Raw genomic sequence first — 14,844 nt, 5'->3', positions numbered from 1 at the left:
GCACTCTCCTGACAAGTTGCCCAGAGCACACGGTATTCCCGCCCGGCCGCCCCGCGCGGTCCTCGCGCCTCCGGTCCTCGAGACGGTCAGGCCTGAGGAGCGAGGGTGCCGTACCTGGTCCGGACCGCACGCAGGCGGTCCCCCGTGGCGCCGGGGTGCGCGCGGGCGAGGTCCTCGGGCCCCGTGCCGCCCAGAAAGTTCACGTAGGCCGGGCCGCTGTCCACGGCGAGCCGGGCGGCAGCGCCCGACACCCAGGACCTGATGCCCTCCTCCCGCACCGGATCGGGAGTCATCGCGGCGACGGTCGCCATCACCGCGCGCTCCCGGTGGGCGAACGCGGTCTCGCCGGCGCCGACACGGGCGACCGCGCCACCCATGAGCCGCAGGTTGACCACGGCCGCCGGTCCCGCGGCGGCACGGACGACGTCGATCATGGCCGCGGCAGCGGCCTCGTCCGGGACGTCCGTGAACCCGGTGGCGACCACGGCGCGCATGCCCGCCGTCTCGGGGCCGCCCTCGAACATGGCGGGGTAGGGCTTGGCCTCGACCTGGTCGAGGACCGGGGCGTGCGCCCGCAGGGGCGCGAGGGCGTCGTCGGCCGCCTCGAGCGCGCCCGACCAGCAGACCAGCGCCAGCACGACAGGCTTGCCGTGCAGCTCGGCGGGCACGAACGGCGCCGGCGGCGCGAGCATGACGTTGACCATGCCGGACAGCCCGTCGGGGGCGGCGGCGAACGCGGCGACGACGTCGGACAGCACGCGCGGTTCGGGCTGCCAGGCGAGGATCCCGCCGACGACGTCCGTGGTCTCCGTCAGCCGCAGGTCCAGCCGGGTCACGACGCCGATCCCGGCGCCTCCGCCACGGAGCGCCCAGAACAGGTCCGGCTCGGAGTCCGGGCCGGCCTGCACGACCCGGCCGTCGGCCAGGACCACCTCGGCGCCGAGCAGGTTGTCGAGCGTGAGCCCGTCGCGACGGCTGAGGAACCCGATCCCGCCGCCCAGCGCGAGGCCCGCGACCCCCACCGTGCCGGTGTCGCCGAACCCGGTGGCCAGGCCCTGCTCACCGGCGGCGGCGGTATAGGCCCCGGCGGTGGCGCCGCCCTCGGCGTGCCCGACCCGGGCCTCCCGGTCGATGCGTACGCCGTCCATGAGGCGCAGGTCGAGCACGAGGCCGCCGTCGAGCAGCGAGCCGCGGGTGTACGAGTGGCCGCCGGAGCGGACGGTGAGCGGCAGGCCCGCCTCGCGGGCCGCGCGGACGACGGTGGACACCTCGGCCGTGGTGCGGGGCCGCGCGAGGGCCGCCGGGACACGGGGCTCGCCGTCGAACACGGTGGCCGCGAGAGCGGCGAGATCGGGTGACGCCGTGGTGTGCAGGCGGTCGCCGAGCAGCTCGGCGAGCGCGGTGACGGACGGGTGGAGGGGGGTGGACGGCACGATGACCTCCGGGTAGGTGTGGTCCTGACAGAAGGTTAGATCCCTAATGATTAGATGACAAGGGTTTTTTCGCTACCCTCGCCTGCATGAGCAGCACTCCCGAGCACGGCGGCCGCCGGCCCGTCACCGTCGTCCTGTGGAAGACGGTCCAGCCGCTGATCCGCGGGTTCGACGCGATGCTGCTGGAGCACGGCGCCTCCTGGCAGGTGTGGCACATCCTGCTCGCACTGAGCACGAGCGAGCCGCGCACCCAGCGGGAGCTGGCCCACGCGGTCGGGATCCGCGAGGCGACGCTCACCCACCACCTTCGCGGCATGGAGAACGACGGGCTCGTCGCCCGCACGCGCCGACCCGGCGACCGGCGCACACAGCAGGTCGAGGTCACCGACGCCGGTGCCCGCCTCTTCAGCGGGCTGCGCGACGCGGCCGTCGCCTTCGACCGGCGGATCCGCACGGCGATCGGCTCCGACGACGACGTGTCCGCGTTCCTCGCGACGCTCGGGCGCCTCGCGGCCGCCGCGCCCGAGGGCGTGCGCGACATCAGCCCGGAGGACTGGCCGCAGCAGCCGGGCGCACCGGCCGGCGCACGGCCGGACGCTCCCTAAGCGTTTCACCGCCTACCCCACCCACGACCGCCGTCGCACGCTGGCCCAAAGCTTGTACCGACGAAGGAGTGGAGACAAGTGACTGCGATCGCGAAGAAAGCCACGCGGACGCGTGCGGTGGTCATGGCCGCCGCGCTCGCGCTGTTCGGAGCGCTGCTCGTCGTGGTGGCCGACCCGGCCCCGCCCTCGGCGGACGCGCACGGCACCCCGCTGTTCCCCGAGTCCCGGACCTACGCCTGCTACCGCGACGGCGTCGACAACGGCGAGGGCGGCGGCCTGAACCCGCAGAACCCGAAGTGCGCCGCGGCCCTGGAGCAGTACGGCAACTATGCGTTCTACAACTGGTTCGGCAACCTCATCTCGAACGCCGGCGACCAGCACCGCGAGATCATCCCGGACGGCAACCTCTGCGGCCCCGGCGGCGACTTCGCGGGGATGCGCCCGGGAGGGACGGACTGGCCGTCGACCGGGGTGAGCGCCGGGCAGGACGTCACGTTCCGCTATTCGGCCTGGGCGGACCACCCCGGCAAGTTCATGCAGTACGTCACCCGGGACGGCTGGGACCCGAGCCAGCCGCTGAAGTGGTCTGACCTGGAGGCGGAGCCGTTCGACGTCGCGACCGACCCGCCGAAGCAGGACGGGCCGGAGGGCGCCGAGTACTACTGGGACGCGACGCTGCCGAACAAGCAGGGACGCCACATCATCTACTCGATCTGGGAGCGCTCGGACAGCCCGGAGGCGTTCTACAGCTGTTCCGACGTGGTGTTCGGCGACGGCGAGCCCGACCCGGACCCCGAGCCGACCGACCCGGAGCCGGAGCCGACCGACCCGGAGCCGACCGACCCTCCGGAGCCGGGCGCCTGCGAGGTCACGGTCACCTCGGTGAACGCCTGGGGCAGCGGCTACCAGGGCGCCGTCGAGCTGACCACGGAAGCGGCCGTGGACACCTGGGACGTGGAGATCGCCTTCACCGGCGGTGACCAGATCACCCAGTCGTGGAGCAGCGTGTACTCGCAGGCGGGTGACACGGTGACGTTCTCGAACGCGAGCTGGAACGGCTCGATCCCCGCCGGCGGCAGCGCGACCTTCGGGTATGTCGCGAACGGCGGGACGGCCGCGGCCTCGGCCGCGACGCTCAACGGGGAGTCCTGCTCGCTCGGCTGACGGAGCGCGCGCAGGGCCGCGGACGGGACCGCGGACCCCACGGGCCGGGGTGGTGAGTGCTGCGGCACTCGCCACCCCGGCCCGTCCTTGCTGTCCGGCGGCGATCCGGGCTACTGTTTGGGCAGTCGCCCAAGTCGATCGCCCAGGAGGGTACGTGACCACACGGACGAGCGCCGAACGAGGGCGGGCCGCGCGGGCCCGGCTGCTCGCGGCCGGACGCGAGCTGATCGGCGAGATCGGCTGGAACGCGGTCAGCACGCGGAACCTCGCCGAGCGGGCCGGCGTGCACGCGGGCCTGGTGCACTACCACTTCGAGTCCCTGCAGGCGCTGCTGCGCCAGGCCACCATCGAGGGGATGCACGCCACGCTCGACGCGTCCGCCGAGTCACTGACCGGCGCCGCCGGGCCGGGCGAGGCGATCGAGGCGGTCCTGTCGGACCTCGACCGGTACGCGGCGGACGACCCCGAGTCGCTCCTCTTCGTCGAGGCCTACCTCGCCGCGACCCGAGACCCCCTGCTGCGCGAGCAGATGACCGATCTCATGCTCGGGTTCCGCGGCGACGTCGCCGCGGCGCTGGAGCACGCGGGCCACCCCGCGGCGGAGGCGACGGCCGTCGTCATCCTCGCCTCGCTCGACGGCTTCATGCTGCACAAGGGCCTGGACCCTGATCTCACGGCGGCGACGATCGCGCCCGTCCTGCGGCAGCTCGCCGGGACCGGCGTCGTCCCCGAGACCCCCGCGCCGGCGGCTGCCGGCCCGGGTCCCCACGCACCGGAGGGAGCACACGGATGAGGGCAATAGTCTGCGGAGCCGGAATCGCCGGCCTGGCCGCGGCCGGACGGCTGCAGCACCACGGATGGGAGGTGCTCGTCGTCGACGCGGCGCCCGGGCCGCGCGAGCAGGGCTACATGATCGACTTCTTCGGACCGGGCTTCCAGGCCGTCACGGCCATGGGGCTGGCGCCGCGGCTGCGGGAGGCGGCCAGCCCGGTCGACGTGTTCCGGTACATCGACGCGCGGGACCGCACCACGGTCGGCGTCGGCTACTCCCGGTTCACCAAGGCGCTCGACGGCGAGATCGTCAGCATCATGCGCCCCGCGCTCGAGCACCTGCTGCGCGAGGCGCTGCCCGGCGCTGTCGAGCTGCGCTACGGCACCACGATCACACGGATCGACGACGACGACGTCGAGCTGTCGGACGGCACGAGCACGGCCGCGGACCTCGTGGTCGGGGCCGACGGCATCCACTCACGCGTCCGGTCGCTCGTGTTCGGGCCCGAGAGCGAGCGCCTCCGCCCGCTCGGGATGCACACCGGGGCCTACGTCTTCACCGACCCCGAGATGTACCAGGAGGTGCGCCGGCAGTTCGTGCTCACCGAGTCGCTGAACCGGCAGATGGGCTTCTACGGGATCGGCGACGACCGGGTCGCCGTCTTCGCCGTGCACCGCACGCCGGACCCGGAGCTGCCCGCCGACCCGCGCGAGGCGCTGCGCCGCGAGCACGCGGGGCTGGGCGACCTGGCCGACCGCGCCCTCGCCCGCTGCCCGCCGCCGGGCGAGATCTACTACGACCTGGTGGCGCAGATCGACACGCCCCGGTGGCACGCGGGCCGCGTGGTGCTGATCGGCGATGCCGCCCACGCGGTGTCCCTGGTCGCCGGGCAGGGCGCCTCGCTCGGTGTGGCGGGCGCTTACGTCCTGGCGGAGCGGCTGCACCGGACAGGTTCGGTGGCCGAGGGGCTGGCCGACTACGAGCGGCTCTGGCGCCCGGTGGCCGGCGGGGTCCAGGCGAACGCGCGGGACCGTGCCGCGGACTGGTTCGTCCCGGCGACGACGGCGAAGCTCCTGCTGCGCCGCTGGGGATTCCGCGCGATGCGGCTGCCGGGCCTCGACAAGATCCTGGTGGGCCCGCTGTTCCCGAAGGACCACCGGACGGTCGCGGACCTGGTGGCCTGACCACCCCGGAGCGGTCGCGCGGGCGGACGCCACCCGCGCGACCCGGGGTTCACTTCGAGTTGCTGTACCAGCTCAGGCCGCCCGGCAGGTTGAGCGAGTGCTTCTTGGTACGGGAGTTCCACGTCCAGAAACCGAGCTTGACGCTCATCGACGACAGCCCTTTCTGGGTGATGTTGAACTTCAGCGGCCCGAACGACAGGCGCTTGCGGTACCGGAGGTTACCTCCGCCGAGCTTGACCATTCTCTCCCTCTCCAGCACAAGGGCCGCGGGATCAGGACCCCCGCGACCGAACTCTGGGCAAAGAGTATCGAACACGTGTAGTCCGACAAATCCAAGTTTCGAGAGCGGCAAGACGATCCGACGGCGCGAGGTGCCGGCGCGGCGGCGGCCTGTGGATGACCGGCCCGGTCCGTCGTCGTCCGGACATAGACTCGCCTGCGTGGCGGGGATCATCAGGCGCGAGGACGTGGACGAGGTGCGCGAGCGCGCGCGCATCGACGAGGTGGTCTCCGCCCACGTCACGCTCAAGCCGGCGGGCGTCGGCTCGCTCAAGGGCCTGTGCCCGTTCCACGACGAGCGCTCCCCCAGCTTCAACGTCCGCCCGAGCGTCGGGCGGTACCACTGCTTCGGCTGCGGCGAGGGTGGCGACGTCTTCACCTTCCTCATGAAGATGGACGGGATGGGCTTCGCCGAGGCGGTGGAGCACCTCGCCGGCAAGGTCGGCGTCCAGCTCCGGTACGAGGACGGCGGCCCGGCCCGGCCGCGCGAGGAGCCCGGCAAGCGGCAGCGGCTGCTCGACGCGCACCGCGTCGCCCAGGAGTTCTACGCCGAGCAGCTCATGACGCCCGACGCCGCGCCCGCCCGCCGGCTCCTGGCCGAGCGCAGCTTCGAGCGCGCGGACGCGGAGCGGTTCGGTGTCGGCTTCGCGCCCCAGGGCTGGGAGAACCTGGCACGCCACCTGCAGGGCCGCGGCTTCACGCGGGACGAGCTGCTCGCCGCCGGCCTGGTCACGCAGGGACAGCGCGGCGTGTACGACCGCTTCCGCGGCCGGGTGATCTGGCCCATCCGCGACGTCACCGGCGCGACGATCGGGTTCGGCGCCCGCAAGCTGTTCGACGACGACAACGGCCCCAAGTACCTCAACACCCCCGAGACCGCGCTCTACAAGAAGTCGCAGGTGCTGTACGGGATCGACCTCGCCAAGCGGGAGATCGCGCAACGGAAGCAGGTGGTCATCGTCGAGGGGTACACCGACGTCATGGCGGCCCACCTCTCCGGGGTGACGACGGCGGTCGCGACGTGCGGCACGGCGTTCGGCGCGGAGCACGCGAAGGTCGTGCGGCGCCTCATGGGCGACACCGCCGTCGGCGGCGGGATGCAGCTCAGGTCCGGCGAGTCGCTCGGCGGCAAGGTGATCTTCACGTTCGACGGCGACGAGGCCGGCCAGAAGGCGGCGATGCGCGCCTTCGGCGAGGACCAGCGCTTCTACGCGCAGACGTTCGTCGCCGTCGCCGACGAGGGCATGGACCCCTGCGACCTGCGCGTCTCGCGAGGCCCGGAGGCGGTCGTCGCGCTGGTGCAGAAGCGCAAGCCGCTGTTCCAGTTCGTCATCGAGACCGACCTCAAGGACTTCGACCTGGACACCGCCGAGGGCCGGGTCGGCGCGCTCCGCAAGGCGGCACCGCGTGTCGCCGGGATGCGCGACCAGGCGCTGCGGCCCGAGTACGCGCGCATGCTGGCCGGCTGGCTCGGCATGGACGAGCGCGCCGTCGCCCGCGAGGTGCAGCGCGCGGCGAGCAGGCCGGCGCAGCGCGGCGCGCAGGACGGCCGCACCCCCGACGGCGGGCGGGGTTCCGCCGGCCGCGACGGCGCGGCGGGCGCGCCGGGTGGCGAGCGGAGCGCGGCGGCACCGTCGGGCATCCCCGCGCCGGACCCGCGCGACCCCGTCGCGCGCGACGAGCACCTCGTGCTCGTCTCCGTGCTGCAGTACCCGCAGCACGTGCCGGACGCGTTCGACCAGCTGGGCCTCGACGCCTTCCTGACCCCGGCGTGGCGGGCGGTCCACGAGTCGATCGTCGCGGCGGGCGGCGCGGTCACCGGCCGGGCGATCGGCGGTGCCGCCTGGGTGGAGGCCGTCGTCGAGCAGGCACCGGAGACGGTCACGCCGATCATCGCGCAACTGGCGGTGGCGGAACTTCCCGAGGACCGCGAGGCCGCCGTGCCGGGATTCGTGGCGGGTGTGGTGCGCCGCCTGATCGACCTGGGCCTGAACCGGCGCATCGCGAACGCCCGCGGCCGCCTGCAGCGGCTGGACCCGGGGGCCGACTTCGAGGCGTACCAGGCGGCCTTCGCGGAGCTCACCAAGATCGAGGAACAACGACGGGCGCTGCGAGAAGCCGTCTAGCGGCCGCCGCACCACGACGCGGCTCCTCCTCCCGGGACGGACCGGGCCGGCCCGTCGCGCACGGCTGGACGCGACGCCGGCCGGTCCCGCCGCTCAGCCCTTGACCGCGCCCGAGGTCAGGCCACCGACGATGTACTTCTGCAGGAACAGGAACAGGACGACCACCGGGATCGCCGCCAGCACCGCGCCGGCGGAGAACAGGCCCCAGGGGGCGTTGCGCTCGTCGGCCGCCCACTGGTAGAGGCCCACCGCCAGCGTGAGGCGGTCCGGGGACTGCAGCACCGTCTTGGCGATGATGAACTCGCCGAACGTCGCGATGAAGCTGAGCAGCCCCACCACGGCAAGGATCGGCGACACGAGCCGCAGGATGATCGTCCAGAAGATCTGGGCATGGCCCGCCCCGTCGATCTTCGCGGCCTCGTCGATCTCGCGCGGCACGGTGTTGAAGAACCCGTACATGAGAAACGTGTTCACCCCGAGCGCGCCGCCCAGGTACACCGCGATGAGCGCGAGCGTCGAGTTCGTCCCCAGGATCGGGAGCACGTCCCCGATGGTGAGCAGCACGAGGAACACCGCCACGACGGCCAGCATCTGCGGGAACATCTGCACCAGCAGCAGCGTGGTCAGGGCGGTGCGCCGCCCCGAGAACCGGAACCGGCTGAACGCGTAGGCCGCGGCACCGCCCATCAGCACGGTCCCGATCGCGGACGTGACGGCGACGACGAACGAGTTGACGAACCACTGCCAGTAGCGCGACTCGAACAGCCCGGCGTAGTTGTTCAGACCCACCTCGCTGAACAGGCGGTTCGACCCGGTGAACGTCCCCGACGGGTTGAGCGACGCCGAGATCACGTACAGCAGCGGAACCACGCAGACCACGACCATCACGATCCCGACCACGTGCCGCCACCCCACCTCGGTCCACCAGCGCAGGCCGCGTGGGCCGACGTCGTGCCGGACCGTGTACCGGTCGCGGTCGGTGCGGCGCTCCGTCTTGGTCACGGTGGTCACAGTTCCTCCAGGGTCCGGGTGCGGCGGAAGCCGAGCCACGAGACGAGGCCGACGATCACGAAGATCAGCAGCGACACCGCGCTGGCGAGGCCGTACTGCTTGACGCCCGAGTCGAACGCCACGGAGTACACCATCGAGATGAGGATGTCCGTGTGCCCCACGAGCACCGGGGCGCCCTCGAAGTGCGGCCCGCCGCCGGTCAGCATGTAGATCAGCGCGAAGTTGTTGAAGTTGAAGGCGAACGCGGAGATCAGCAGCGGCGCGGTGGACACCATGAGCAGGGGCAGCACGATCGACCGGATCGTCCGCCACCGGCTCGCGCCGTCGACCCGCGCCGACTCGAGCACGTCGCCCGGGAGCGCCTGCAGCGCGCCCGTCGTCACCAGGAACATGTAGGGGAAGCCCAGCCAGAGGTTCACGGCCAGCACCGACACCTTGGCGAGCCACGGATCGGTGAGCCACGGGATCTCCGCGCCGCCGAGCAGCACCTCGTTGATCCAGCCGAACTTCTCGTTGAGCATCCCGCGCCACACGAGCGTCGCGAGGAACGCCGGGAACGCGTACGGGAGGATCAGCAGGGACCGGTAGATCTTGCGCCCCTTGACCCGCGGGTCGTTGAACACCATCGCCAGGAACAGGCCGAGCGCGAACGTGGAGAGCACCGAGACGCCGGCGAACACGAACGTCCACACGAGCACCTGGAAGAACGGCCCCGCCAGCCGGTCCTGCGTGAAGATGGCGGTGAAGTTCTCGAACCCGACGCCGACCCGCCAGCCCGGCGTGAGCGCCTCGCCGTCCTCGGACACGAAGGTCCCGTGGTCGTCCGGTGCGTAGGTCGCGCCGGTGCTCGTGCTCGTAAAGGTGTCGGAGGCGTCGTCGTACACGAGGACGGGCGCGGCGACGAAGCCGAGCGACCCGTCCTGGGTGCGCAGGCCGCCGTCGGACGGGTCGTCGGAGAACGGCACGCGCAGCTCGGTGAGCTCGGCGGAGCGCGAGACCAGCTCGCCGAACTCGAGCGCGGTCCAGCCGTCGACGGCGGTCACGCGGGCGCCGTCGTCGGCACCGGACGCAGGTGCCAGCGGGGTGTCGGCGTCGCCCACCACGATCTCCCCGTCGCGCAGGATCGCGAACCCGAGCTCGCCGTCCTGCTCGACCACCGTGAGGGGGAAGGTCTGCGAGCCCTCCACGCGACGCTCGTTCTGCGCGGAGATCGCGGCGACCGCGTCCGCCTTGGTGGAGTTGTGGCCGTCCCCGTAGTTGGTGAACGCCACGTACGCCGTGTACAGCATGACGAACAGCTGGAACGCCAGCAGGAACAGCAGGCCGGGGTACAGGTACTTCGCCGGGAGCATCCTGCGGGAGAAGTACACCCGGTCCGCGGCGGCCACGGCCACCGCCAGGAACACCGCCACTCCCCACGAGCCCACCAGGACGGCGGTCCAGACCCCGTACAGGCCCAGCGCGTTCACCGCCGCCATCAGCACGATCTTCACGTACCAGCCGGGCCCCGTGCGGCGGGCGTGGGAGTCGCTCCCCCGCCCGCGGCGCGTGCCGGCCGGGCCTCCGAGCGAAACCTCGGTCATCGTCGCCTCTCCGTCAGTCGCGTGGTCCCGCCGGGCCCGGCCACCTGCGGCCGGGCCCGGCGGGACCGCTCACGTCGTGTGTGCCGGGATCAGCCGTCGATGGCGCCCTGGATGTTGTCGACCATGGTGTTCCAGGCCTGGGACGGGTCCTGGGACGTGCCCTCGATGAGCTCGACCTCGGTCACGCCCCAGAACTGCCACACCGACCCCATCTCGGGGATGGACGGCATCGGCGCGGTGCCGGCGGCGTCGGAGAACTGCCGCATGAGCTCGTCGTCGACCTGCTCGGCCGCCTCGATCGAGGCGGGGGCACGGCCGCCGGCCTCGGCGAGACGCAGCTGCACGTCGGTGGAGCCCAGGTAGTTGACGACGAAGTCGTTGGCGACCAGCGCGTTCTCGGTCTTGGCGCTGATGAACGCGCCCTGCACGCCCACGAACGGCTCGGCGGCCTCGCCGCCGGCGCTCGGCACGGGGAGCACCGAGACGTTCATGTCCGCGGCGGCGAACTCGGCCGCGTACCAGGGACCGGTGACCATGTACGGGGTCTTGCCGTCGAGGAAGAGCTGCTTGGCCTTCTCGCCGTCGATGGCCGGGTCGAGGACCTTCTCCTCGCCGAGCCGGCCGAGGTACGCGGCGAACTCGTCGCCGGCGTCGCCGCCGAGCGCGAGCTCGGGGTCGTAGGAGCCGTCCTCGTTCTGCTCGAAGACGGGGGCACCGAAGGAGGTCTGCAGCGGGTACAGGTGGTACGCGTCGCCCTCCTCGCCCTGCTGGATGACCACGGGGTAGTCGGCGCCGGTGTCGTCGTTCTGCGCGACGAGCTCGTCGAACGTCTCCGGGGTCTCGGAGACCAGGTCGTCGTTGCGGACCAGCGCGATGTTCTCCACCGCGTACGGCACACCGTAGACGGCGCCGTCGTAGGTGAGGGCGGCGACCGACACCTCGGAGAAGCTCGCGGCGCTGTCGCCCAGCTCGACGGGCTGGACCACGCCGTTGGTGACGAAACCGCCGGTGCCGTCGTGGGCGGTGACGACGACGTCGGGGCCCTCGCCGGTCGGCACCTGCTGGATGAACTCGTCGCCGATGTCGCCCGACGCCTTCTGCACGACCTCGATCTCCACGCCGCGGTCGGCCGAGTACTCCTCGGCGAGCTCGGTGAAGATGTCGATCCGGGTCTCGTCGACCCACACCGTCAGGCTGCCCTCGAGCGCGGGCGCCGCCGACGCGTCGTCGGCCGCGGGCTCCTCGCCACCCGAGCACGCGGTCAGCGCCAGCGTTGCCGCGACGGCGGTGGCCGCCGTCAGGATGCTCCGTCGCATCGGTACTCCCAGTCGGTTCACGGCCGCGGCCCGGTGGCCGCGGTCCTGGTTCCTCGTTCGGGGGTGACGGTACGGGCGTTGCAAAGCGTTGCGCAAGTTCTTGCGATAAAGTTTCAGCATCGAACGTTCAGCGGAACCCGACGGTGAGAGGCGGCACGATGAGTACGACGACCCGCGCGATGTCACCTAGGCTGCCTCTCGTGCGCACCCGACTCTCCGACCTCGCGGCCCAGGCGGGCGTGTCCACCGCGACCGTCTCCCGCGTGCTGAACGGCAAGCCGGGCGTCGCCGGAGAGACCCGCCAGGCCGTCCTGACCGCCCTCGACGTCCTCGGGTACGAGCGCCCGGCGGCCCTGCGCGCCCGTCCGGCCGGCCTGGTCGGCCTCGTGGTCCCCGAGCTGTCGAACCCGGTGTTCCCCGCGTTCGCACAGGCGATCGAGTCGCAGCTGTCCGAGCAGGGCTACACGCCGCTGCTGTGCACCCAGTCCCCCGGCGGCACCACCGAGGACGAGTACGTCGAGACGCTGCTCGAGCACGCGGTGGACGGGATCGTGTTCGCCTCCGGCAAGCACGCCGACATGCGCGCGTCACGGGACCGCTACCAGCGGCTCCGCGGCCGCGGGATGCCGATCGTGCTGGTCAACGGCTACGCCGAGGGGATCGACGCCCCGTTCGTCTCCCCCGACGACGCCGTCAGCGTCGAGCTGTCGGTGCGCCACCTCTCCTCGCTCGGGCACCGCCGCATCGGGCTCGCGATCGGGCCGGACCGGTTCGTCCCCGCCAAGCGCAAGATCGACGCGTTCTGCGCCGAGCTGGTCGCCCACGGCCTGGCCGACAGCATCACGGAGGCCCGGGAGAAGCACGTGGTCGGCACCCTGTACACGCTGGAGGGCGGTCAGGCGGCCACGAGCGAGCTGCTGGCCGGCGGGCACACGGGGATCGTGACCGGCTCGGACCTCATGGCGCTCGGCGCGATCCGCGCCGCGCGCCAGCGCGGGCTGTCCGTGCCCGACGACGTGTCCGTGGTCGGGTACGACGACTCGCCGCTCGTCGCGTTCACCGACCCGCCGCTGACGACGGTGCGCCAGCCCGTGGCCGACATGGCTCGTGCCGCGGTGTCCGCGCTGCTCACCGAGATCCAGGGGGAGCGCGCACCGCGGACGGAACTGCTCTTCACCCCGGAGCTCGTGGTGCGCGGGTCGACGGGGGCGGCACCCGCCTCGTAGGCCGCGGCGCCCTCTGGCGAGCCGGGCACCCGATCGCCGGCCGATGCCCGGAGCGTAGGCTGCTACCGCCCTGGCCGTCGCGCACCGCACTGCCGCGACCCGGAAATCGGTTGTACGCTCTCTGCAAGTGGTTGCAACATTCTTGCACCTGACGTCGTCCGCAGACCGACGAACAACCCGACGAACAACCCCGACTTCCGAGGACGATTCACTGATGACTCGCACCGAACCCGCCGTCGTGCCACTGAGCGACGGCACGCAGGTCCACGCTCCCGCCGGAGGCACCGAATGGTGGCGCGACGCCGTCATCTACCAGGTGTACCCGCGCTCGTTCGCCGACGGGAACGGCGACGGGATGGGTGACCTGCCCGGCATCACGGCCCGGCTCGACCACCTGGCGAGGCTCGGCGTCGACGCGGTCTGGCTCAGCCCGTTCTACCGGTCCCCGCAGAACGACGCCGGGTACGACGTCGCCGACTACCGCCAGATCGACCCGCTCTTCGGCACGCTCGACGACTTCGGCGCCCTGCGCGCCCGCGCGCGCGAGCTCGGCCTGCGCGTCATCGTCGACCTCGTCCCGAACCATACCTCCGACCAGCACGTCTGGTTCCAGGAGGCCCTCGCCGCGGCGCCCGGCTCCCCCGCGCGCGAGCGCTACATGTTCCGCGACGGACAGGGCGTCGACGGCGCCGGGCCGCCGAACAACTGGCAGTCGATCTTCGGTGGCCCGGCGTGGACCCGGCTCGAGCCCGGGCCCGGCGACGGCCCGGCGGGCCCGCAGTGGTACCTGCACCTGTTCGACAGCTCCCAGCCGGACCTGAACTGGGAGAACCCCGAGGTCCGCAGCGAGTTCGAGAACGTCCTGCGGTTCTGGCTCGACCGCGGCGTGGACGGCTTCCGCGTCGACGTCGCGCACGGCATGGTGAAGCGGGCCGGCCTGCCCGACTGGGCCGGCAAGGTCGCCATGGTCGAGGGATCCGACGCGAGCATCGCCGTGCCGCCGTCGGACGGCACCGCGCCGTCGGACACGACGACCACCGGCGCCGGGGGCGACGGCCCGAGCCTGGGCGACGCCTCCCACGAAGGCCCGATGTTCGACCAGGACGGCGTCCACGACATCTACCGCGCCTGGCACAAGGTGCTCTCCGAGTACGACGGCGACCGCTGCCTCGTCGCCGAGGCCTGGGTGAGCCCCATGTCCCGCCTCGCGCGGTACGTGCGCGACGACGAGATGCACCAGGCGTTCAACTTCGCGTTCCTCGTCACGAAGTGGGACGCGGCCGGGCTCCGCGACGTGGTGACCGAGTCCCTGGAGACCATGGACACGGTCGGTGCGCCCACCACCTGGGTGCTGTCGAACCACGACGTCGTGCGGCACGCGTCGCGCCTCGGGCTGGAGGAGACCGCCGACGGCCCGATGAACGGGATCGGCCCGGACGACCCGCAGCCCGACGCCGAGCTGGGTCTGCGCCGCGCCCGTGCGGCGACGCTGCTCATGCTGAGCCTGCCCGGCTCGGCCTACGTGTACCAGGGCGAGGAGCTCGGGCTCCCCGACCACACCACGCTGCCCGACGACGTCCGGCAGGACCCGGCGTTCTTCCGCACCGGGGGTGCCGAGTCGGGCCGCGACGGCTGCCGCATCCCGCTGCCGTGGGAGGCCGACGCACCCGGCCTGGGCTTCGGCTCGCCGGACACCTGGCTGCCCCAGCCCGACACGTACCGCGCCCTGGCCGCCGACCAGCAGTACGGAGTGGACGGCTCGACGTTCGAGATGTACCGGGCCGCCCTCGAGACGCGCCGGGCCGAAGGGCTCGGCCGCGGCGGGCTGACGTGGATCGCCGGGTACGAGGACGCGAAGGACGTGGTCGCGCTCCGCGTGGCCGACGTCGTCGCCGTCACGAACCTCGGCACGACGCCGGTCGCGCTGCCGGCGGACGCGGACGTCCTGATCTCCTCGGGCCCGCTGGCGGAGTCGCCGGAGGGCACCGTCCTCCCGACGGACACGACGGCCTGGCTCCGCGCCTGACCCACGACCGCCGGGCCACGCGCCGTCGGGGCGGCTCGTGGCCCGGCGGAACAAGGTGTCCACCTCGCGCAATGGGGAGGTCTACCCCTCGACTTCCGTGGCGTTCTGCCTGGTTACTG

12 protein-coding genes are annotated in these 14,844 nt (G+C 72.5%); 7 read left to right on the top strand and 5 right to left on the bottom strand.

The annotated features are described in order from the left end of the window. Positions 1–86 precede the first annotated feature (86 nt). Positions 87–1,433, bottom strand: a complete 1,347-nt coding sequence (locus ACYU96_RS06760) for an FAD-binding oxidoreductase (RefSeq protein WP_460750670.1) — start codon at positions 1,431–1,433, stop codon at positions 87–89. Positions 1,434–1,519: 86 nt separating this feature from the next. Here ACYU96_RS06760 and ACYU96_RS06755 point away from each other — a divergent pair, with 86 nt between their 5' ends. From ACYU96_RS06755 to ACYU96_RS06740, 4 genes are all read left to right on the top strand, one after another. Next, a complete protein-coding gene (locus tag ACYU96_RS06755; RefSeq protein ID WP_460750667.1) occupies positions 1,520–2,038 on the top strand; it encodes a MarR family winged helix-turn-helix transcriptional regulator in 519 nt (172 codons plus the stop codon). A gap of 78 nt (positions 2,039–2,116) precedes the next feature. Then, entirely contained in the window at positions 2,117–3,202 is a 1,086-nt protein-coding gene (locus ACYU96_RS06750) for a lytic polysaccharide monooxygenase (protein WP_460750665.1), read from the top strand. A gap of 154 nt (positions 3,203–3,356) precedes the next feature. Continuing rightward, positions 3,357–3,995, top strand: coding sequence for a TetR/AcrR family transcriptional regulator (locus tag ACYU96_RS06745; RefSeq protein ID WP_460750662.1), 639 nt, complete (start codon positions 3,357–3,359; stop codon positions 3,993–3,995). Then, positions 3,992–5,158, top strand: coding sequence for an FAD-dependent monooxygenase (locus ACYU96_RS06740; protein WP_460750659.1), 1,167 nt, complete (start codon positions 3,992–3,994; stop codon positions 5,156–5,158). The genes ACYU96_RS06745 and ACYU96_RS06740 overlap by 4 nt, the downstream gene beginning before the upstream one ends. 49 nt (positions 5,159–5,207) lie before the next feature. Here ACYU96_RS06740 and ACYU96_RS06735 read toward each other — a convergent pair whose 3' ends face one another. Then, on the bottom strand, positions 5,208–5,399 hold the full coding sequence (locus ACYU96_RS06735) for a DUF4236 domain-containing protein (protein WP_460750656.1): 192 nt from the start codon (positions 5,397–5,399) through the stop codon (positions 5,208–5,210). Positions 5,400–5,598: 199 nt separating this feature from the next. Here ACYU96_RS06735 and dnaG point away from each other — a divergent pair, with 199 nt between their 5' ends. Next, positions 5,599–7,563, top strand: coding sequence for a DNA primase (gene dnaG / locus ACYU96_RS06730; protein WP_460750653.1), 1,965 nt, complete (start codon positions 5,599–5,601; stop codon positions 7,561–7,563). A gap of 93 nt (positions 7,564–7,656) precedes the next feature. On the opposite strand, the gene ACYU96_RS06725 is transcribed toward dnaG, so the two are convergent. From ACYU96_RS06725 to ACYU96_RS06715, 3 genes are all read right to left on the bottom strand, one after another. Beyond that, the gene (locus tag ACYU96_RS06725; RefSeq protein WP_460750650.1) at positions 7,657–8,565 is read right to left on the bottom strand and encodes a sugar ABC transporter permease; all 909 of its coding nucleotides are present in this window, start codon (positions 8,563–8,565) and stop codon (positions 7,657–7,659) included. 5 nt (positions 8,566–8,570) lie between these two features. Further along, positions 8,571–10,157, bottom strand: a complete 1,587-nt coding sequence (locus ACYU96_RS06720) for an ABC transporter permease subunit (RefSeq protein WP_460750648.1) — start codon at positions 10,155–10,157, stop codon at positions 8,571–8,573. An 89-nt stretch (positions 10,158–10,246) separates the two neighbouring features. Beyond that, the gene (locus ACYU96_RS06715) at positions 10,247–11,473 is read right to left on the bottom strand and encodes a sugar ABC transporter substrate-binding protein (protein WP_460750645.1); all 1,227 of its coding nucleotides are present in this window, start codon (positions 11,471–11,473) and stop codon (positions 10,247–10,249) included. A 179-nt stretch (positions 11,474–11,652) separates the two neighbouring features. On the opposite strand from ACYU96_RS06715, the gene ACYU96_RS06710 reads away from it, so the two are divergent. After that, positions 11,653–12,699, top strand: a complete 1,047-nt coding sequence (locus tag ACYU96_RS06710) for a LacI family DNA-binding transcriptional regulator (RefSeq protein WP_460750743.1) — start codon at positions 11,653–11,655, stop codon at positions 12,697–12,699. A 214-nt stretch (positions 12,700–12,913) separates the two neighbouring features. Next, positions 12,914–14,725 carry a glycoside hydrolase family 13 protein gene (locus ACYU96_RS06705; RefSeq protein ID WP_460750642.1) on the top strand — a complete coding sequence of 604 codons (1,812 nt, stop codon included), beginning with the start codon at positions 12,914–12,916 and terminating at the stop codon, positions 14,723–14,725. Positions 14,726–14,844 lie beyond the last annotated feature (119 nt).

It is taken from the genome of Myceligenerans cantabricum (assembly GCF_054777735.1).
This window is presented reverse-complemented; position numbering and strand designations above follow the sequence as displayed.

Excerpts from the sequence above, each read along its gene's own strand:
- ACYU96_RS06755 (WP_460750667.1), top strand. The coding sequence starts at position 1,520 with ATGAGCAGCACTCCCGAGCACGGCGGCCGCCGGCCCGTCACCGTCGTC.
- ACYU96_RS06740 (WP_460750659.1), top strand. The coding sequence starts at position 3,992 with ATGAGGGCAATAGTCTGCGGAGCCGGAATCGCCGGCCTGGCCGCGGCC.
- ACYU96_RS06735 (WP_460750656.1), bottom strand. The coding sequence starts at position 5,399 with ATGGTCAAGCTCGGCGGAGGTAACCTCCGGTACCGCAAGCGCCTGTCG.
- ACYU96_RS06720 (WP_460750648.1), bottom strand. The coding sequence starts at position 10,157 with ATGACCGAGGTTTCGCTCGGAGGCCCGGCCGGCACGCGCCGCGGGCGG.
- ACYU96_RS06715 (WP_460750645.1), bottom strand. The coding sequence starts at position 11,473 with ATGCGACGGAGCATCCTGACGGCGGCCACCGCCGTCGCGGCAACGCTG.
- ACYU96_RS06710 (WP_460750743.1), top strand. The coding sequence starts at position 11,653 with ATGTCACCTAGGCTGCCTCTCGTGCGCACCCGACTCTCCGACCTCGCG.
- ACYU96_RS06705 (WP_460750642.1), top strand. The coding sequence starts at position 12,914 with ATGACTCGCACCGAACCCGCCGTCGTGCCACTGAGCGACGGCACGCAG.